The sequence below is a fragment of the Pseudomonas fragi genome (assembly GCF_900105835.1).
GTDB lineage: Bacteria > Pseudomonadota > Gammaproteobacteria > Pseudomonadales > Pseudomonadaceae > Aquipseudomonas > Aquipseudomonas fragi.
Window position 1 is genome coordinate 4,327,819 of record NZ_LT629783.1, and the last position, 19,665, is coordinate 4,347,483.

The window sequence follows — 19,665 nt, forward strand, 5'->3', positions numbered from 1 at the left end:
GCGAGAGTGGGTCTTTAAGGGACGAACTGGCACGGGAGTGAATCAGCTAAATAGGTTCTTGATGGCAACCTTCAAGGTTGCCGTTGCAGTCCGTTTGTCAGAACGCACTTTGAATTTTCAGACCGCCAATCAGCGCGTCATCCAGTTGGCTGACGCCGCCCGGGTGACGGATGTATTGCAGGTTCGGTCGAACGGTCAGCCAGTTGGTCACATGAACGCCGTAGTACAGCTCGGCGCTGTATTCAGTGTCCTGGGGTGGCAGGTAGTCGGGGTTGTCGAAATCGTAGATGGCCCGGGCCTGGTTGGTCGCCTGGGCGTTTTTGCGGTAAGCCGGGTTGACGTGCACGCGGGCCATGGCAAAGCCGATGTCGTCTTTTGGTCGTGCATCGAACACGCCTTTATAGACGACGCCCGCCTGGACATAGTTGTCCACGGCATTGGTTTTCTTGTCGTGCATAGTGGCATTGGCGAACACACTCAAGCCCCTCGACTGATCGCTGGCGCGGGTTGTGAGCTGCTGTTGCACACCCAGCCACATCCCGTGTTTGCTTGAACTGCTGCGATACGCTTCACCCGTCAGCGCGGCGGGCTGGCCATTGGCATCTTTGTAAACATCTGTTGCCTTGGCATTACTGTAGTAGTAACCCGCGCGGTATTCCCCTGGCAGGCCATTAATTTTTGGCGTCCACACCAGTTCGATCGGCAGCACCGCGCCCTGGGTGCCGCTGCCGCTAAGCTTGAAGCCGTTGCCGCGATCCAGGTTGGACGGGTTTTGCTCATAGGCGCCGACCTGTGCGTACAGCTCGGGGGTCAGGTGATACTTGACCCGCAGGGCCCACTGGCTGACGGGCCAGTTGTACCAGATGCTGCCCGCCCAGTTACCGACCTGCGAGCCGCAGAACGCCAGGTTCTGGAAGTCGCAAGGGAAGGTGTTGAAATCCTCGCCCTGGCCAAAGCGGCCGACCTTGATGTCGAGCTTCTGGTCGAAGAACTTCTGCTGGTACCACATTTGCGTCAGGCGCGTGGTCTGGCCGCGGCCCCAGACTTCCTGGGCCGATGTGAAACCGCCCACCCGCGGATCGTTGATGCGATCGTTGCTGATGTTGTTGCCGCTGCGGTGGGTAATGGTCAGCTGAAATTCAGCGTCGTCCCAGCCCAGGATCTTTTGCAGATCCAGGTGCGTGCCCAGGCCGAACTGGTCGCTGTAGCGCGCCGTACGATCATGGTCATAGCCGCCGTGCAGGTTGGAGCCGACTTCGCCTACATAGTCGAGGGAAAAGGAGTAACCCTGCTTTTCCAGTTCACTACGGGTACCGCCCCAATCGCCGAGCATCCATTTGGAGTCGGCGTCAAAAGCGGGGGCCGCCTGCACGCAAGTAGCCAGGCCCAGAGCGGTAATGCCGCCGATCAGCGCCAGGGCTTTTTGCCCGGCAACAGGAAGCATCGCGCTGTGTTTGCGCATATTCAGGAATGTGGACATAGGTCGAGATGCAAGTCTTTATAGGTATGGCTGTGGCAGTGGGTAGCGCTGTCTTGAGAGGCAGGACTAACCCTTCAGGATAAGGGCAGAATGAATCGTTTCAGCCCTTTATGCGGAAATGATAAAGCCCCGAAACGTTTAGAAACAGCACTTTAAGTGACATGGATCATTTCTGATTCCGTAACAGTGTGCTGCGACGGTTCGTCCCAGGGCTCTTTTGTCGCGCCCCACCTTGGTTGCAGGCCGCGTATTTACTGCTGTGCAGCTTAGAACGTGGTGCGCAGGCCGACCTCAATACCGCGTCCTGGTGCGGGGGCGATGTCGCGCAAAATAGAACTGGCATATCGCACGGTCTGGTTGGTCAGGTTGTCGCCTTTGACAAACGCCAGCCACTGGCTGCTGCCCACATCGAAGTGATAGCCGGCGCTGGCGCCCAGGGTTGTGTAGCCATCGGTGCCCGATTCATTGGCCGGCACACGGCCCTGATTACTGGCGTGCTCGACATCAATGCGCGCCTGCCAGCGCTCCAATTCCCACAGCAGGCCGCTGCTTAGTCGCAGGGGGGCGATGCGAGGCAAGGCTTCGCCAGTGTCGAGGTTGGTGGCGCGGGTGTAATCGCCGGACAACTCCAGGGCAAATTTGCCGTAGGCGTTTTCGCCGAGCTTCCAGTGATCCTTGGCTTCAAAGCCGGTGAAGCGTGCCCTAACCCCGGAGTAGGTGTATTCCGGAATACCGTCGGCGTCAGGCTCGCCTTCGTCGTTCAGTGTACGACCTGTGCCCAGCAGGCCGATGTAATTGGAGAAATGGCTGTAGAACACGCCGACGCTGCCTTTGTGGGTGCCATTGTCAAAGCGCAGGGCCAGGTCGCTGGACACGGCTTTTTCCTTCGACAGATTGGCGTTGCCCACTTCGTAGGTGCCGGTGGCGACGTGGGCGCCATTGGCGTACAGCTCGTAGAACGTCGGGGCGCGTTCGGTGTAGCCCAGGGTGGCGGCCAGCGACCAGATCGGGGTGAGGGTAAATACGGCACCCGAAGACAGGCTGCCCGCGGTGAAGCTTTTGGAGCGGTCGGCCGCGGCAAAGCGTTCGTTGCCCTTGGCATCCGGGTCGACCACGGTGCGTTCAAGACGCCCGCCGAGGCTGAGCTTGAGGCGTTCAGTGGCTTGCAGCTCTTCGAGCACGAACAGGGCGCCGCTGTTGGTGTCGGTCTGCGGCACAAAGGCTTCTTCGCCCAGGGCCGAGAACTCGTTGCGATTGACCTGCGCGCCAATCACCCCCTCAACCGGGCCAATCGGCACATGGCGCGCCTCGACGCGGGCTTCGTAGCCTTTGTTCTTGAACGTGGTGCCAACTTCGCCACCCTCGATTTCACGGTGTTCGTAATCGGTGTAGCCGGCGTCTATTTTCAGCGAGCTGAACGGGCCTTGCAGGTTGCGGATTTCGGAGGCGAAGGCGTAGTGATCCTGCTTCATGCGGATGCGTACATCCTGCTCCGCCGGTGAACCGTAGTTGGCGTCGTACGTGCTGTACGACAAGCCTGCGTAACCATCCTCCCATGTGTAGGAACCGCCCACGGCACCGCCGTCCTGACGACCATTGCTGTTGCCCAAACGGCCTTTTTTCTCGTCAGCGTCTTCGCTTTCAGGCGCATGACGGCTACGCGCATAACCCGGGATTTTCAGGTCATTGAACTCGCGGGCGTTGGCATCCAGATGCAGCGCGAAGGTGCCATCACCGGCTTCAAGTTTGCCCGCGCTGCTGCGCGTGGTGTCGGCGCCGCCGTAGCGCAGTTCGCCTGCACCGTGAATGCCGTCGATGGCGGCAGTGGGGATGCGGTTGTCAAAGGTATTGACCACGCCGCCGATGGCGTTGCCGCCGTACAGCAGGGCGGCCGGGCCACGGACGATTTCGATGCGCTCAACGTTGACCGGGTCCAGCGGCACGGCGTGATCGTAAGACAGCGACGAGGCATCCAGCGCCCCGACGCCGTTGCGCAGGATGCGAATGCGGTCGCCATCTAGGCCGCGAATGATCGGTCGGCTGGCGCCCGGGCCGAAGTAGGACGAAGACACGCCCGGTTGTTTATTGAGAGTTTCGCCCAGGCTGCCTTGCTGTTGCAGGGTCAGGTCGTCGCCTTCCAGTACGGTGGTGGGCGACGCCAGTTGGGTGTTGCCCAAGGGGTTGCCGGTAATAACTTGCTCCGGCAGGTCGAGGGCGTAGGCCGGGGAGGCGAGCAGCAGTGCGGTGGCGAGCGGCGTTAGACGAAGGCGTCGCAAGTGACGCGGGAAGGCAGGGGAGGACATTGCAAGTTCCTTGGCAAGGTGACGAAAGAAAGTGGCGCTGAGCGCTCTTCGATTGGATAGTAATGGTTACAATATAACATCACTTTAATCTGGCAAAGCGGAACTTTCATTTCGACCCCGGGTCACGGCTAGACTTGCTGGATTGCGAATGCACTTCCCCCTGAGCAGGTGCTCGGCTAAGGTGCGCGGCTTTCTCTCTTTTGCTTTAAAGGCCCGTCATGACTGAACCCAACAACAACCCATTGCACGGCGTGACGCTGGAACAGATCCTCACTGCGCTGGTGGCGCATTACGAGTGGCAGGGGCTGGCCGAGCGCATTGATATTCGTTGCTTCAAAAGCGACCCGAGCATCAAGTCGAGTTTGACGTTCCTGCGCAAAACCCCCTGGGCGCGGGAAAAGGTCGAAAAACTCTATGTGAAATACGCGCGTACCAAACGCGAGCTGTGACCGGCCGATGAGTGCTTTGTCAAAGCACCGGCTTTGCTTGCTGTTGGCGATCCTGGGCTGGACTGGCCTGGGGATTCAGCTTGAGCTGGTGCTGCTGGCCCGCTGGGAAAGCGGGGCGAGTGTGGTGGGTGGGCTGCTGAGTTACTTCAGCTTTTTCACTATTTTGACCAATACCCTGGCTGCCTGCGTGCTGACTTATGCGGCGGATAACCGCCCGTCAAAAGGCAGGGCGTTTTTCTTGCAGCCGTGGGTCAGTAGCGGTATTGCCGTGAGCATTATCGTGGTGGGCGCAGCGTACAGCCTGTTGCTGCGTCAACTCTGGCAACCCGAAGGCCTGCAGTGGCTGGCCAATGAAATACTGCATGACGTGATGCCAGTGCTGTTTGCGTTGTACTGGTGGTTTTGCGTGCCCAAGGGGCTGTTGCGCCTGAGTCATATCGGGCTTTGGGTGCTGTATCCGTTGCTGTATTTCGCCTACATCCTGCTGCGCGGGCACCTGCTGGGTGTGTACCCGTATCCGTTTGTCGATGTCGAAAAGCTGGGTTATGGGCAGACGTTTATCAATGCGGGCGGGATTCTGGCGGGGTTTGTGGCGGTGGCAGTGGCGGTGGTGGCGGTGGATCGCTGGCGGGGGGCGCGATCTTGATGCTTCCAGCTTTTGTGGGAGCGGGCTTGCTCGCGAAAGCATCCCCCCGGCGCATCAGGCAATCCGGGTTGTTGCCATCGCGAGCAAGCCCGCTCCCACGGGATTTAGCGGTGTGTCTTACTCTTCGGTACTGTCATCCAGGCGCCAATAGCCCACAGCCTTGACGAACTCTTCATTCAAACCATGAGTGTCGAGCAATACCCGGCGCACCTTGCGCGACAGTGCGCTTTCGGTGGCTACCCAGGCGTACAGTTCACCCTCAGGAATGCTCAGCAGTTCGACGGTCTTGAGCAGGTCCTCGCCCGGCACATCCCGATGTACCCAGATCACTTCGACCGACGCGGCACTGTGCAGGGGCTGCTCCTCAAGAGCGTTTTCCACCTCTACCACCACTAAAGCGCGGCGATTGGCGGACAGCTCTTCCAGTCGACGGGCGATGGCCGGCAGCGCGGTCTCATCGCCGATCAGCAGGTAGCTGTCGAAGATGTCCGGTACGACCATCGAGCCGCGCGGTCCGCCGATATGCAGGTATTGCCCGGGCGTGGCCTGGGCGGCCCAGGTGGCGGCAGGGCCGTCACCGTGCAATACGAAATCGATATCCAGTTCAAGAGTGTCCAGGTCAATGCGGCGCGGGGTGTAGTCGCGCATCGGTGGCATGTTGCCCTTTTGCCCGGCACCCAGTTCCAGGGTTTCCAGCGCGGTTTGCTCTTCGGCAGTCTGGGGGAAAAACAGTTTTACATGGTCATCGCTGCCCAGGCTGACAAACCCCGCGAGCTGCGGGCCACCCACGGTTATGCGGCGCATGCGCGGGGTCAGGTCGACCACGCGCAGCACTTCAAGTTTACGACGTTTGATTTCATGCATGACCCGGTGGATGACCTGGGGGTTGGCAGCATTCATTGCGCGTTCTCCTGGGCGGCAGCGGGGCCGTCGACGATGGCTTTGGCGGTGTTGTTGAGCAAGTCGCGCACCCGCAGGATTTCGGCCGGGTTCCAGCGGCCGTGGTGCATTTGCAGGGCGTGACGCAGGTTGTGGATGGCTTCGTGGATCTCGGCCGGGCGGTCATGGCCGCGCAGGGAGCGCTTGCTCACATCGATGCGCATCCGCACGCCGTCCAGCGCCACGGCCTGATCGCTAAGGAACTGGCGACCAGCGTCGGTCACGGTATAGCGTTTTTTCCCGCCTTCGGCGTCGCCCTGGATCAGCTCGCTCTCTTCAAGGAAGGTGAGTGTGGGGTAGATCACACCGGGGCTGGGGCTGTAGGCGCCGTCGAACAGGCCTTCGATCTGGCGGATCAGGTCGTAGCCGTGGCAGGGCTGCTCGGCGATCAACGCCAGCAGCAGCAATTTCAAATCACCCGGGGCAAAGACCCGGGGCCCGCGGCCACCGCGTTCGCGACCGGGGCGTTTCTCGAAGCCGTCTTGACCCGCGCCATGTTCGCGGTGATGGGGATGATGGTCTCTCATTGTCTTTTCGCTCTCTCATTAAGTTAGACATAACTTAAGATATATCTTAAGAAATGTAAAAACCCAATCGACGAACGGTAATGATTCTCATCAGGCGCTAAAAACTGTGGGAGCGGGCTTGCTCGCGATGGCATCGACGCGGTTTAACTGAAATACCGCGCTGCCTGGATCGCGAGCAAGCCAGCTGCCACAGGTTGGCTATTTTGCTGCGGTTTTTACCGGCGCTGGCGCCTGGCACAAGGTGTTGGTACCCGGTTGCAGGTAGGGTGTGAGGATCGGGGCCATGCCCTTGAGCACTTGCACCGGCAGGGCAGAAGTGAATTTGAAGGCCTCGGCCGAGCGCCCCGGGACGAACGCGGTCAAGGTGCCGAAGTGATGCTCGCCGATATAAAACACGAATGTGGCTGTGCGATTGATCGACTTGGAGCTGAGGATACGTCCGCCAGCGCCCATGCTTTCGATACGGTTGTCGCCGGTGCCGGTTTTGCCGCCCATGGCCAGCGGTGTGCCGTCATCGAGTTTGAAGCTGCCCGACACCCGCCGCGCCGTACCGGCATCCACCACTTGTGACAGGGCCTCGCGCAGGGCTGTGGCCACTTCGCTGGGCATTACCCGCACGCCAGCGTCGGGGTCGTTGATCAAGCGGGTTTCGTAGGGGGTATCGGCGGCGAAATGCAGGGTATCGATGCGCAACACCGGCAAACGCACGCCATCGTTGAGGATGATGCCCATCAGTTCGGAAAGCGCCGCCGGCCGGTCTCCCGAGCTGCCCAGTGCCGTTGCAAGGGAAGGTACCAGGTGGTCAAAGGGGTAGCCGACCTTTTGCCAGCGCTGGTGGATATCCAGGAAGGCTTCGATTTCCAGCATGGTGCGGATGCGGCTGTCGCGGGCACTCTTGTGCCGGCTTTTAAACAGCCAGCTGTAAACTTCCTGACGTTCATGTTCGCTGGCGCTTACGGCTTGCTGGAAGGTGGCCTGCGGGTTGTTGAGCAAATACCCCAGCAGCCACAGATCCAGCGGATGGACCTTGGCGATATAGCCCTGGTCAGGCAGGTTGTAGGCGCCGGGGCCATAGCCTTGGTAAAGCTTGGTCAGGCGCTCGTCGGTAATTTTGTCGCTGGCCAAATGCGAGCGTACAAAGCGGTTGAAGGTGGCCTGGTCGGCATGGGGGAACAGGTAGCGATGCACTGCGGACATGCGGATGGCGGTGGGGTGCATGCTGTCCAGGAATGTGTCGAGGCGGGCCTTGGAGTCCTTGCCGCGGTATTTCTTCCAGAACTTGAGCATGAATGTGGTGCCTTCGCGGTCAGCGAATCGGCTCAGGTATTCCTGGCGCAGCGGGTTGCGGTCGTCGCTGAGCAGGTCGGCGTTGTTGCTCGGTGATTGATAACTGGCGTAGCGCACCACGTCGCGCATCAGGCGCACAAACGGCAGGTTGATCGATTCGCGGATGGCATCGCGCAACGTGGCAACGCGGTTGTTGTCCTGGCTGCGGAAGTTGTGGAAGTGATGCATGCCACCACCGGTAAAAAAACCTTCGCCGGGGTTGGCGGAATACTGACGGTTGAGCGCGGCATCCAGCATGGGGGCCAGTTGTGCCTTGGGGTTTTCGAGCAGGTACGCCAGCGCCCAGCGGGTGATCGGGTCCTGGTTGGTGGCGGTGATTTTTTTCAGCGAGGCACTGGATTGGCCGCCATAGCGGTCATGCAGTTCGGCAATGATCTGCAGATAGGTGGTCAGCACCCGCAGCTTGGCAGTGGAGCCCAGCTCCAGTTTGCTGCCTTCATTGATATCGAAGGGCTGGTCGGTGCTGTCGGTCTGCACCCGGGCCCTTGCGCCGTCCGGGGTCAGCTCGAACAGGGTGAAGCTGTAGCGTACCTGTGCGGTGCTGGTGGGGGTCAGGAGGTAGGGGCCGAGCAGGCCGATTTTGCCGGCAAAAGCGGGATCTGCCAGCTGTCGCAGATAGTCGCTGACCTGGCTTTGCAAGTCGCCCTGCAAGGTGCTGGTGGCTGACAGGTCAAGGCGGTCAAGGTCATACAGGGGGCGTTTGAGGAGCACCGAAAGACGGCTGCGGGCCACACTGATGCCCTTGTTGGTTTCATTGGGTTGCAGGGTGGGCGCTTGCGCCCAGTCACGGTAAGTCACGCGGCTGGCCAGCGCGGCGGCGGTCAGTGGCGGGTCGATCACATTGTTTTGTGCCAGCAGGCGGATATGGCTGTCGGTCAGTTGCGCCAGTTCCTCGCGGCCCTTGGCCAGATAGTGTGACGGCCTGCGCTGGGCGATCATCAGCGACAGCACCTCGCGCAGGGCCAGGCCTCTTGACTCCAGGCTTTTGGCATCCGTGGCGGTGCTGCTCAACTGTTCATTGACCTGATTGAAGTCGGCGCCGTACCACACCCGCAACCCTTCGGCCATGCCGTGGACTTCGCCGTGGCCGGGCACAGCCGACAGCGGCACGCTGTTGAGGTAATCACGCACCACCTTTTGCCGGGCGGGCAGGGTTTGCGGGCCGCCCTGATAGGCGCGCACGCTGGCCGAAATCATCTGGCGCAATTTTTCACCGCCCGACAGGGTCAGGCCATCGGGGGAGTGCCGGTATTTTTCCAGTTGGGTGGCCAGGGTGCTGCCGCCCGCAGATTGCCCCGGCAGGTGCAGCAGTTTTGCCGCCTGGGAGTAGGCTGCCACTGCAAAGCGCGGCCAGTCCACGGCAGGGTTGGCCTGCGGTTGCTGGGGGTCGAGCAGGTCGCGGTTTTCAATAAACAGCAAGCTGTGCACCACCAGCGGGGGGATGCTGGCAAAGCTCGAATAAAGCTGCTGCGGGTAGTTGTACTGATACAGCGCGCTGCCTGCGCAGTCGGTGATCGATAGTCCGGTCTGAATTTTTTCTGGATAGGGTACGAAAAAGCCTTTCTCGCTATAGCTCATCAGCGCTGGTGAAAAGCGGTTTTGTTCGGTGATGACGTAGTCACGTTTTTGCAGGCGCGGCAGAAAGTCGCCCAGAGCGCTGTAACCCAAGCGTTTATCGAAGGGCCCTTCGCCCGGGTAAAACATCGCATCGCTGGGCCCTGCATGCATCGAGTAGCTCAGGGACGCGGCAAAGCGGCTGAACTCGCGGGCTTGCAGTCTGGAGCTGCGCACCTCCTGGGCAATCACAAACCCCAGCACAACCAGTGCGCCGAGCACGATCAGGCCGAACACAAACCAGCCATAACGCCTGGGTTTTGGCACGTTGGGCGTCGGTACAGAATCGTCCTTGGTTGCTGATGCTGCCCTTGTCTTGCTGGTGCCGGAATTCCACTGTACGCCCATAGTCGACAGATCCACGTACGCATATTGGTTGCGCTTGATAGAAGCGTAGACGCTGGCGGATGTAGGCGAAAAATTTGTGGGGCTTATCTGATGATTCTGTAAGCAAGGTCTATTGAGTAAGGCTCAAACCTGCAAAACCGAGGTACAGGTCTCGCGGGGCATTTGCGTGTAAGTGCAGGAATAGAGCCCTTACGGCGGGTAAATAGGTCCTAGGTAGGGGCATGACTGTGCACCAACCCTGTGCAATACTCGCCGCCGATCTCAGCAGGGCATTTCTCTTTTGATCCAACGGCCTACAAAGCCAGGGCTGATCAAAAGGCAGGACGGGTGATCCGCCGGTCTTTTCGAACGCTTTGTTGATGTATACCCAATAACAATACGAGGTTGTACTTTTATGCCAGTCGGCAACCACCAGCCCCACGCAGACAGCGTGCAAGGCGGCCCACTCAAGCGTGAACTGGGCGAGCGCCATATTCGCCTGATGGCACTTGGCGCCTGTATCGGCGTAGGCCTGTTCCTGGGCTCGGCCAAGGCTATTGAAATGGCCGGCCCGGCCATCATGCTGTCCTATATCATCGGTGGCCTGGCCATTTTGGTGATCATGCGCGCACTGGGCGAAATGGCCGTGCACAACCCGGTGGCCGGCTCGTTCAGCCGCTACGCCCAGGATTACCTCGGCCCGTTGGCCGGCTTTTTGACCGGCTGGAACTACTGGTTCCTGTGGCTGGTGACCTGCGTCGCAGAAATTACCGCCGTGGCGGTGTACATGGGCATCTGGTTCCCCGATGTACCGCGCTGGATCTGGGCCCTGGCGGCGCTGATCAGCATGGGCTCGATTAACCTGATCGCGGTCAAGGCATTTGGCGAGTTCGAGTTCTGGTTTGCCCTGATCAAGATCGTCACCATTATTGCGATGGTGTTCGGCGGTATCGGCATTATCGCGTTCGGCTTCGGCAATGACGGCGTCGCGCTGGGTATTTCCAATCTCTGGACCCACGGCGGGTTCTTGCCCAATGGCATCCAGGGCGTGTTGATGTCCCTGCAGATGGTGATGTTCGCCTACCTCGGCGTGGAGATGATCGGCCTGACTGCAGGCGAAGCCAAGAACCCGCAAAAGACCATCCCGAGTGCGATCGGCTCGGTGTTCTGGCGCATTTTGCTGTTCTACGTCGGCGCATTGTTCGTGATTCTGTCCATCTACCCGTGGAACGAGATCGGCACTTCGGGCAGCCCGTTTGTGATGACCTTCGAGCGTCTGGGCATCAAGACCGCGGCCGGCATCATCAACTTTGTGGTGATTACGGCGGCCCTGTCGTCGTGCAACGGCGGTATTTTCAGCACCGGGCGCATGCTTTACAGCCTGGCGCAAAACGGCCAGGCCCCGGCCAACTTCGCCACCACCGCGAAAAACGGGGTGCCGCGTCAGGCCTTGCTGCTGTCGATCGCCGTGCTGTTGCTGGGCGTAGTGCTCAACTATATGGCACCGGAGAAGGTGTTTGTGTGGGTGACGGCCATTGCCACTTTCGGCGCGATCTGGACCTGGCTGATGATCCTGCTGGCGCAACTGCGCTTTCGCAAGAACCTGAGCCCGCAGGAAGCCGCAGCCCTGAAATACCGTATGTGGCTATACCCGTATAGCTCCTACGCGGCACTGGGGTTCTTGCTGATGGTGGTAGGTCTGATGGCCTACTTCGAGGAAACCCGAATCGCACTGTTTGTGGGGCCGGCCTTCCTGATCCTGCTGACCGTGCTGTTCTACGTTTTCAAGCTGCAGCCTACGCAGCGCACGCAGACCAACTGACAAGGCGGGAGCGGGCTTGCTCGCGATAAAGACACCGCGGTGGGGCAGACCCACCGCGGCGTTAACATCGCGAGCAAGCCCGCTCCCACAACAGCTATCGCTATTTGCGGTTCAGATGCTTGTTCCAGTCCAGCCAGGCCGCCAGTACGGCCATGATCCCGACGCCCATCAGGGCGCTGAACACTTGCATCACCAACCTGTCACCGCCCAGTGCATTGAGCATGTCGGCCAGCGGTGCCAGGATCACCCCCAGGCAGAACACTTCCAGCGAATACCGACCCATGCGGCAAGCCTGGCGGGCAAACCAGTTGTTTAGCCAGTCGCCGTGGGGCACCACCTTGGCCACGACATAGGCCAGCGCCAGAAAATGCAGCAAGCGCACCGGGGACAGGTTGGTCTTGCTGATCGGGTACAGGTGTTCGCCCAGCCATAGCGGCATGATGGCATCGTGAAGTTGCGGCCATCGCCATGACAACGCCAGCAATCCGGTGATCAGTAGATAAACCGTGGCCCCCACAAACAGCGGCTGGCGCCATAACGGCCGGCTTGCAGGTGCATTGCTGCGCTGCGCATGGAGCGCCGCCGCTCCGCCCAGAATAAACAGGAACTGCCAGGCCATCGGGTTGAAAAACCACACCCCGCCTTCCTGCGCGGCCAGGTTCCACACCGGCGCCAGCAAGTACAGGGCCAGGGACACGGCAACCACATAGCCAGCTTTGCGCAGCAGCATCGGCAGCACCAGCGGCAGGCCGAGCAACAGCACGATATACAGCGGCAGCGGGTCCATCAGGTTGGGTTTGAAGCGCAGCAGCAGTTCGTCGGTGAGCGCCTGTTGCGGGTTGCTCAGGAAGTACTGCAAGCCCATTTCCTGCACCAGGTCACGGGTTTCGACGTGGCTGTTGGCAAAAAACACGATGCCCATCAGCACCGCGAGCAGGAAGATATGCACCACATACAGCACCCAGGCGCGGCGCAGGATTTTTACGCTGGCAAGCAGGAAACCGTCGCGCCGGGCGATTTTGCCGTAGGCCAGCACGGCGGCATAACCGGCCAGAAACACAAAGATCTCCGCCGCATCACTGAGGCCGAAATTGCGCACGGTCAATTCGGCCAGCGGGTTGTGCGGGATGTGGTCCCAGAGAATAAAAATCAGCGCCAGCCCGCGAAAAAAATCAATGCGCTGGTCGCGTCCGGTCTGCATCACGGCGAGTACTCAAACAAGAGGTTTAATTAAGACCGAATGGCGCAGCAGAGGTTGCGCGCCGGGTATCGGCGGCGCGCAGGGTGCGGGTATTGCGGAGCAAATGCAAAGGTTGGCTATTACATAATGTCTCAACTACTGCCCGGGGCTGCCCGGCAGGGCTTTGCGCTCCAGAATCCGCTGGGTGATCAGCTCCAGGGTGCGCCTTTTCATGCGTTCTATCTGGACAAGTTCTTGCTGGTAGGTGGCTTCGGTCATGGGTTGGCCGGTGAAGACCTGCTGCTCATCGATATCCAGCGTGCGGGCCAGGGCCTGAAGCTCGCCCTGCAGGCGCTCGCGGGCCAGGGTATCGGTGCTGTCGTGGCTGTCTGCCCAGGCTTGCTGTTTTTCCTGCAGGGTCTCGATGTTTTCATAGCGCTGCGTGTAGGGCGTGTTATCACGCTGGATCTCGTCGTTGTAGGCTGATTCCAGATAGTCACGCCAGGTGCCTTCCTGCACCAGTTTATTGGCCAGGTAGCCGGGCCGGGATTCATTGTTGAGCACAATCTGGCAGGCCTCTTCGACCTGTTGCGCCGAGGTCCTGGCCTGGGCACGGAACTGCATATGGCTCGGCTGCCAGGGCAGCTCAAGGCGTTGCCCCAGATCGACCTGATAGATCAGTTGCACTTCGAGCAGGTCGGGCTTGAGCCGCGACCGCTGCGCCGGTGTCAGCTCGGGGTTGGCCAGGGCTTCGTGGTAGGCCAGGGTCTGCAGATCGAACTGGCTGCGGGCGATGTCATCCAGCTCCAGCAGGCGCACCCGGCCTTTCATGAGTTTCAACAATGCAGCCTCCCTGGCTGCGCCCTGCAATGATTCGGCTTCTCGCAGCAGCAGCTTGAAACCGAAGCGGCTGAATACCGTGGAGGCGCGGTCAACGCAGTTGTCATGCTGGGTGGCGCCGACAAACAGCTCTTCGCGAAATTCCTCGTCCCGGGCAGCTTCGAGGATGCGCCAGACCTTGTCGGTCAGTACCTGGCGGTCATGGACAAAATCGGCACTGGCCACCAGATCATTGATCACCCTGAAAAACGGCGTGTGGCAGGGGCTGGCTTGCAGTGCATGCCACAGTTGCGTCCTGGCTGCGCGCTGGGGTGCAGGCAAATCGATGCTCAGCCAGTTGTTCACCGGTTGTGCCACAGGCGCGCCGTGGTCGCGTATCTCCCGGGGCAGGCCCAGGCGCTCGCGCAGTTCGTCCACCCGCTCGGCGCTGCTGGCCTGCAGCGGATTATCGTGCAGCCGGGTACCTGCCAGGCGCTCGCGGGGCATTGTGTAAAAGCCGTCGGGCAGCGCGACAATGGCGTTTCCGCGCAGGTCCAGCGAGTTGAGTTGCGCCAGTTGCTCAAGCCCCGCAGGCCATTGCGAGAGCCCGGTGTCGCGCAGGTTGAGGCTGCGCAGTTGGGCGAAACGGGTGAAGTCCGGAACCGCGGTCAGGGTGTTGCGGCTCAGGTCGATCACATTAAGCTGGGTCATTTCACCCAGCCTGGCAGCGACCCGGGGCGTCAGGCGCAAACGGTTGTTGCCCAGATGCAGTTGCTGCAGGTGTTCCAGGTCGAACAGGGTTTCGGGGAGCTGGCGCAGGTACGCCGACTCAAGGCGCAACACTTTCAGGTTCGGGAAGTGGCTGAGGAATGCGCCAATGCTGGCGTCCAGATATACGTTGCTGATGTGCAGCGAGGTGACATGGCTGAAATCGGCGCTCAGGGCGGGCAGCCGGCCCAGATTGAAACCGCTGAGGTTGAGTGCGTAATCCACGGATAACTGGCCGCCCTCGACAGAGCGCCGCCAGCATTTCATCAGTTTTTGTGCCACCCGCTCCTTGTCGCGAATATGCACGGGGCGCGAGTGGCCCTCGGATACCCGGATCAGCTCCAGGGGCTCGGCGATCCATTGCCTGAGCAGGCCGATCTGGGTTTTGTACTCAAGGTTGAGTGCTTCTAGGCGCGCGATGCCAGCGCGGCTGTTGAGGTTTTCAAGGCCCAGAAAGTCCTCCACCACTTGGGGGTGGTGCATGGGAAACATTTTTTGCAGCAGGTAGCGGATCCTGCGCGGCTTCGATTGCAGGCAGCCGATGGGCGCGCGGGCACACAGCCGGGCTTCGCGGGCAAAGGGCGGATAACCCGGGCGGCCCTGGGCCAGGCGCAAAGGCGAGGGGCCACGGGGTTCGGGCATGCCCAGCAGGGCTCGGAGCGCCTGGCGATTGGCGGGCCGTTGCAACAGCGCATCCTTGAGCGCCCGGCCCTGGCCGGTATGGGGGAAGCCCAGCGCTGCCCGTTCCGGGTCCGGCAAGGCATGCAGCACCGAGGCGTAGATATCGTCCAGCCCGTGCAGCATCTGCTCGTGGCCGTTGTAGGTCTGGTAGTGGCTGCCCTGCTTGACCAGCACTTTGCGGATCGGTGCATCCTGCGCACCGATGTGATCCAGCAAGAGGCCGCCCGGGGTGTGCTCGCGGATCTCGATCCGGGTGTTTGCCGGCCACCCGGGCATGCGCTCCAGGCTGTGCATGATCAGCTTCTGGGTATCCGGGCTGATGCCGTAATCAAAAAACCAGCCGTCATAGGCGTGGGCCAGGCGGGCCTGGTCGACCAGACGCCGGGCTTCTTCGGCCAGCCGCAACGGAATGCCGACGCCCTCCTGCAAGGCTTCGCGCTCGGCCGAGGTGGCGGCATCGATTATTTCCCTGGCTGCTGGGGCGGGCAGGTTCGGCCAGGCCGTGGTCAGTTGCCTGGCCAGCGGGTCGTGGCTGCGGTTGGCCCTGGCATAGTGGGCACTGAACAGTTGCTCGCGCTGCTGCCGGGCACGCCGGGCAATCTTGCTGCCGAGTTTTTGCGCCTTTTGCGCCAGGGTATCGGCAAAATCACGGCCAATCAGTGCCTCTACCTCGTGTTCGTCCAGGGCCAGGAGCACTGTCTGCAGCAGCTCGCCGCGCTGGACCTGGCTGTCGAGCACCTGAATCACCGGCACCTTGGCCGTGCCGCCATTACCGTATTCGATGATGGTCCGGCCCTCGCTGTCCAGGCAGCGCAAGGCCTTGGACGCGGGCCAGAACTCGACATCCACCAGCACTTGCAGTTGCAGCAACGGGTCGGCGGAGCCATCGTGGGCCTGCATTTTGTCGATAAAGATGTCCAGGTCGCGGTTGACCCTGAAGCGGTTGATTCCGTCGGCCAGCAAGCCGGGCGGCGGTTCCAGTTCGCTGTGGGTGCGGCGCAGGTGCGACAGGTCAGTGTCGCTGGCAAACAGCAGGGCATGCGCCTGTTCGTCGCTCAGGCCGTGCAGAGCCGGGTCCAGGCGACGGACAAAGCTGGTGTCGGGCCATTGTGCGAGTTCTTCGGCTTCATGGATCCAGGCTCCGTGGCCGTTGGTAGCGATATGCGGCGCATAGTGGCCTGGGTCGGTAGGGTGTGGCAGGCGCCAGCGGCTGTCTGCGGTCTTTTGCACCTTGTAGTGCTTGCCTTCGAGCGCCAGCCAGGATTCGCCGTTGCGGGTCAGCAGGCCCATTGCATCGGCACTGGCTGATGGTTCGAAGTGGATAGCGCTTTCAAAAGGCCCGAGGTCAGGCTTCCACAGATGTTTACGGCCATCCGCCAACTCGATTAACTGCAGTTCCTCGACAAACGGCGACACCGTCACCGGCGCCGGCCGGGGCACACCGCTGGCCAGCTTGCCCGCTGCTGCGGTAAAGGCCAGGTTCAACAGCACGTCCTTTGTGTAGCCCCAGGCCAGGCCTTTTTCCGATTGTTCCCAGGCTTCGATGCCGTGATAAATCTCGGTCATCATTTGCGCCGCAAAAACCACCATCATCACCTCGCCGAGCCCTGGCACAAACAACGCCTCGATATTGAGGATGTTGAGGGCGGCATCCAGATAGTGCTCCAGCCGGTCGAGCAGCGTCAGGCGATTGATCTGCGCGGTGGGCACGGCGAGAAATTGCGCATCGGCCAGTAACTGGCGACACCTGCGCTCATGCAGGTGCTGGAACAGGCTGCCCTGGATCGGCGAGGGTTGCATATAGAACGGGTCAGCGGCCAGTTCCCGGAACCCTGCATCAAGGCGTTTTTTCAACGCCAGTTTTTGCGCCTGGGGCGCCAGATGGAGAAAGAACTGCCGATAACCGTCCAGTTGCATTTTTGCCTTCAGATCGGCGCCGGCGGCACGCAGGGACGCGTATTGCTTGACGCAACTGACGGGATCGCCGGGGATATACACCACACAGCGCGGATCCTCTTCAAGTGCAGGGGCGTGCAGAATGACCAGGGCGTTCAATTCAATGGCGTCCAGGGTCATGGACTCAAAGGCCAGCGCCCGGCCATTGAACAGTGCGCCTTCATTGCCCCGGCAATAATCAACCAATGTGGCGTGGGTGCTGGCAGTTATATGGTTTTTCATCAGTGCAATATCGGCCTGCACCCGCAGCGTATTGCGTTCATGTTGAATGAATAGTTGGTCCAGCCGGTACTTATCCACGACCCTGGGCGGGCTGAAGATGGATTCCAGGTGCTGCTGGTAGCGCCCGCCGATATCCAGCCTGCGGCACAGGCTGGCAAAGGCCGTGGGCTCGATGGCCAGGGTTCTGGGCAGCGGGTCGCGAAAGCTGCTGGATTGATGGCTCCACAGGTACGAACCCCGGGGGATGCCGCCGGGGCTGGCCTGCTCCTGCGCAAAGTTGTGCAAGGCCGCCTGCAGCAAGGTCAGGGTGTCTGTGCGCTCTACCTCGTCGGTAAAGGCATTGAGGGTGGTAAGGCCGATGACGTTCTGCCTGACGTTGCAGGCGATGCCGAATTCCTTGAGCAGTGCCTGCTCCAGCAAGGGCACGGCAAATGACTCGACCGAACCGATCTGCTCCAGCACCTTTTGCACCGCTTGCAGGGACTGCTGGCTGAGGGCGCGGGAGGCATGCAACGCCTGGCGCTGCGCCAATGGTGCGTCGGTATACCAGCCCGGCAGTTGCAACTGATGGCTGCTCAAGCGCCGGGCGAAGTCTGCAGACAGCGCCGGTAATGTTGCGCTGGAACGGCTGGCTATAAAGTCATGATGAATGCCGAGTTCATGCAAGTTCGCAGCAGACTCGGCCAGTGAGGGTGTGGGCATGGAATAACATCCTTGAGTTGAATACCAGACTCAGTCTAGAAAGGATGAAGTTGCGCTGAAAGTTCAAAAACTTGATCTAGAAAGAGCAGAAGCAACGGTTATTCAAGTGCAAGTATTAGTTATGTAGTGTTGTTGGATCAGTTTAAGGGTGTAAGGCGTTGGCAGGTTGCCTGGCAGCACCGTAGTGCAGCGCTGCCAGGGGCGGTTTGTCAGGCGGCGGCGATTTCGTTGGCTTCGAAACTGTCCGCCCTGGCCATTTGCCACATGCGCGAATAGAACTCGCCATTCACCTCGCCGGTCAGCAGCTCACCGGGCTTGAGGAACACATGCAACTGCGAGAACAGTTTGATTTCGGTGGCCGACATGCGTCGCACCAGGTGCTTGGCCTTGAGCTGCGCCGGGTGTTCCAGGCCTGCCGCCGCGAGCATTTCGGCCAGGGCTTTGAGGGTGTTGCGGTGGAACTGGAACACTCGCTGGGCCTTGTCCGGTACTACCAGGGCGCGCTGGCGCAAGGTGTCCTGGGTGGCCACGCCGGTGGGGCATTTGTTGGTATGGCAACTCTGCGACTGGATGCAGCCAATGGCGAACATAAAACCGCGGGCCGAGTTGGCCCAGTCCGCACCGATGGCCAGTACGCTGGCAATATCGAAGGCACTGACAATCTTGCCGCTGGCGCCGAGTTTGATCTTGTCCCGCAGATTGAGGCCCACCAGGGTGTTGTGCACGAACAGCAAACCTTCGCGCAGCGGTGCGCCGATATGGTCGGTGAACTCTACTGGCGCTGCGCCGGTGCCGCCTTCCTTGCCATCAATGACGATAAAATCCGGCAGGATGCCCGTCTCCAGCATGGCCTTGGCAATGCCCATGAACTCCCACGGATGGCCCAGGCAAAACTTGAAGCCTACGGGTTTGCCACCCGACAGCTCACGCAACTGTGCGATAAATTGCATCAGTTCGATGGGGGTCGAAAATGCGCTGTGGCGCGAAGGCGAAATGCAGTCTTCGCCCATCGGTACACCGCGGGTTTCGGCGATTTCCTGGGTGACCTTGTGCTTGGGCAAGATGCCACCGTGGCCCGGTTTGGCACCCTGGCTCATCTTGATTTCGATCATGCGCACTTGCGGGGTGCGGGCCTGGGCGGCAAAGCGCTCAGGGTCGAAACGCCCGTCAGAGGTGCGGCAGCCGAAATAGCCACTGCCCAGTTCCCAGGTCAGGTCGCCGCCATGTTCGCGGTGATAGGAACTGATACTGCCTTCACCCGTGTCGTGGGCAAAATTACCGAGTTTTGCACCCTGATTCAGGGCGCGGATCGCGTTGGCACTCAATGAACCAAAGCTCATGGCCGAAATATTGAAAATCGACGCCGAATACGGCTGGCTGCATTGCGGGCCACCGACCACCACGCGAAAGCTGGCGGGGTCGGTCAAGGGGGCCGGGCGCATGGAGTGGCCGATAAATTCGAAACCCGGCTGGTACACGTCAACCAGAGTGCCAAAAGGCTTGTCGGCGCTTTCGTTTTTGGCGCGGGAGTACACCAGCGAGCGTTGTGCCCGTGAGAAGGGTAGCGCGTCGCTGTCAGACTCCAGCAGGTATTGGCGAATTTCCGGGCGGACGGCCTCCACCAGATAGCGAATGTTGCCCAGGATCGGGTAGTTGCGGCGTACCGCATGGGGACTTTGCAGCAGGTCGAAAATCCCTAGCAGGCTCAAGGCCAGAGTGATGGCGGTAAAGGGCCATAACCACTCGTGGTGCATAAAGGGCAGGCTGGCGAGGGTGAAGATGACGCAGAATGCAAAAAACGCATAACGGCTTAGCAGTGACAGGCTCATACGGTTTCCTGTTTCAGGCGGGTCTGTTCCGTCAGGCGGCGATGCCTGACGTGG

At 60.5% G+C, this 19,665-nt stretch carries 11 protein-coding genes; 3 read left to right on the forward strand and 8 right to left on the reverse strand.

Annotation, left to right across the window (positions count from 1 at the left end; genetic code table 11):
- Positions 1 to 97: 97 nt before the first annotated feature.
- Together BLU25_RS19945 and BLU25_RS19950 are read right to left on the reverse strand one after the other, a co-directional pair.
- Entirely contained in the window at positions 98 to 1,480 is a 1,383-nt protein-coding gene (locus BLU25_RS19945; RefSeq protein ID WP_020467775.1) for a carbohydrate porin, read from the reverse strand.
- A gap of 266 nt (positions 1,481 to 1,746) precedes the next feature.
- Positions 1,747 to 3,783, reverse strand: a complete 2,037-nt coding sequence (locus BLU25_RS19950; protein ID WP_016779655.1) for a TonB-dependent receptor — start codon at positions 3,781 to 3,783, stop codon at positions 1,747 to 1,749.
- 218 nt (positions 3,784 to 4,001) lie between these two features.
- Here BLU25_RS19950 and BLU25_RS19955 point away from each other — a divergent pair, with 218 nt between their 5' ends.
- Both BLU25_RS19955 and BLU25_RS19960 read left to right on the forward strand, forming a co-directional pair.
- On the forward strand, positions 4,002 to 4,232 hold the full coding sequence (locus BLU25_RS19955) for a VF530 family protein (RefSeq protein ID WP_016779656.1): 231 nt from the start codon (positions 4,002 to 4,004) through the stop codon (positions 4,230 to 4,232).
- A 7-nt stretch (positions 4,233 to 4,239) separates the two neighbouring features.
- Positions 4,240 to 4,878, forward strand: coding sequence for a Pr6Pr family membrane protein (locus BLU25_RS19960; RefSeq protein ID WP_029611266.1), 639 nt, complete (start codon positions 4,240 to 4,242; stop codon positions 4,876 to 4,878).
- A gap of 117 nt (positions 4,879 to 4,995) precedes the next feature.
- On the opposite strand, the gene BLU25_RS19965 is transcribed toward BLU25_RS19960, so the two are convergent.
- The 3 genes from BLU25_RS19965 to BLU25_RS19975 form a co-directional block, all read right to left on the reverse strand.
- Positions 4,996 to 5,778 (reverse strand): siderophore-interacting protein, encoded by a 783-nt coding sequence (locus BLU25_RS19965; RefSeq protein ID WP_016779658.1) that lies wholly within the window; start codon positions 5,776 to 5,778, stop codon positions 4,996 to 4,998.
- Positions 5,775 to 6,344 carry a PadR family transcriptional regulator gene (locus BLU25_RS19970; RefSeq protein WP_016779659.1) on the reverse strand — a complete coding sequence of 190 codons (570 nt, stop codon included), beginning with the start codon at positions 6,342 to 6,344 and terminating at the stop codon, positions 5,775 to 5,777. The genes BLU25_RS19965 and BLU25_RS19970 overlap by 4 nt, the downstream gene beginning before the upstream one ends.
- A gap of 198 nt (positions 6,345 to 6,542) precedes the next feature.
- On the reverse strand, positions 6,543 to 9,653 hold the full coding sequence (locus tag BLU25_RS19975; RefSeq protein ID WP_037000958.1) for a transglycosylase domain-containing protein: 3,111 nt from the start codon (positions 9,651 to 9,653) through the stop codon (positions 6,543 to 6,545).
- 394 nt (positions 9,654 to 10,047) lie between these two features.
- Between BLU25_RS19975 and BLU25_RS19980 the strand changes: the two genes are divergently transcribed.
- Entirely contained in the window at positions 10,048 to 11,454 is a 1,407-nt protein-coding gene (locus BLU25_RS19980) for an amino acid permease (protein ID WP_016779661.1), read from the forward strand.
- Positions 11,455 to 11,554: 100 nt separating this feature from the next.
- Here the strand turns inward: BLU25_RS19980 and BLU25_RS19985 are convergent, their stop codons facing one another.
- From BLU25_RS19985 to BLU25_RS19995, 3 genes are all read right to left on the reverse strand, one after another.
- Positions 11,555 to 12,655, reverse strand: a complete 1,101-nt coding sequence (locus BLU25_RS19985) for an OpgC family protein (RefSeq protein ID WP_016779662.1) — start codon at positions 12,653 to 12,655, stop codon at positions 11,555 to 11,557.
- A gap of 135 nt (positions 12,656 to 12,790) precedes the next feature.
- On the reverse strand, positions 12,791 to 17,782 hold the full coding sequence (locus tag BLU25_RS19990; RefSeq protein WP_016779663.1) for a dermonecrotic toxin domain-containing protein: 4,992 nt from the start codon (positions 17,780 to 17,782) through the stop codon (positions 12,791 to 12,793).
- A 209-nt stretch (positions 17,783 to 17,991) separates the two neighbouring features.
- The gene (locus tag BLU25_RS19995; protein ID WP_016779664.1) at positions 17,992 to 19,611 is read right to left on the reverse strand and encodes an FMN-binding glutamate synthase family protein; all 1,620 of its coding nucleotides are present in this window, start codon (positions 19,609 to 19,611) and stop codon (positions 17,992 to 17,994) included.
- Between the last annotated feature and the right edge of the window lie 54 nt (positions 19,612 to 19,665).

Bases quoted from the DNA above. Each gene is read 5' to 3' on its own strand.
- BLU25_RS19945 (WP_020467775.1), bottom strand. From the start codon at position 1,480: ATGTCCACATTCCTGAATATGCGCAAACACAGCGCGATGCTTCCTGTT.
- BLU25_RS19950 (WP_016779655.1), bottom strand. From the start codon at position 3,783: ATGTCCTCCCCTGCCTTCCCGCGTCACTTGCGACGCCTTCGTCTAACG.
- BLU25_RS19955 (WP_016779656.1), top strand. From the start codon at position 4,002: ATGACTGAACCCAACAACAACCCATTGCACGGCGTGACGCTGGAACAG.
- BLU25_RS19960 (WP_029611266.1), top strand. From the start codon at position 4,240: ATGAGTGCTTTGTCAAAGCACCGGCTTTGCTTGCTGTTGGCGATCCTG.
- BLU25_RS19965 (WP_016779658.1), bottom strand. From the start codon at position 5,778: ATGAATGCTGCCAACCCCCAGGTCATCCACCGGGTCATGCATGAAATC.
- BLU25_RS19970 (WP_016779659.1), bottom strand. From the start codon at position 6,344: ATGAGAGACCATCATCCCCATCACCGCGAACATGGCGCGGGTCAAGAC.
- BLU25_RS19975 (WP_037000958.1), bottom strand. From the start codon at position 9,653: ATGGGCGTACAGTGGAATTCCGGCACCAGCAAGACAAGGGCAGCATCA.
- BLU25_RS19980 (WP_016779661.1), top strand. From the start codon at position 10,048: ATGCCAGTCGGCAACCACCAGCCCCACGCAGACAGCGTGCAAGGCGGC.
- BLU25_RS19985 (WP_016779662.1), bottom strand. From the start codon at position 12,655: ATGCAGACCGGACGCGACCAGCGCATTGATTTTTTTCGCGGGCTGGCG.
- BLU25_RS19990 (WP_016779663.1), bottom strand. From the start codon at position 17,782: ATGCCCACACCCTCACTGGCCGAGTCTGCTGCGAACTTGCATGAACTC.
- BLU25_RS19995 (WP_016779664.1), bottom strand. From the start codon at position 19,611: ATGAGCCTGTCACTGCTAAGCCGTTATGCGTTTTTTGCATTCTGCGTC.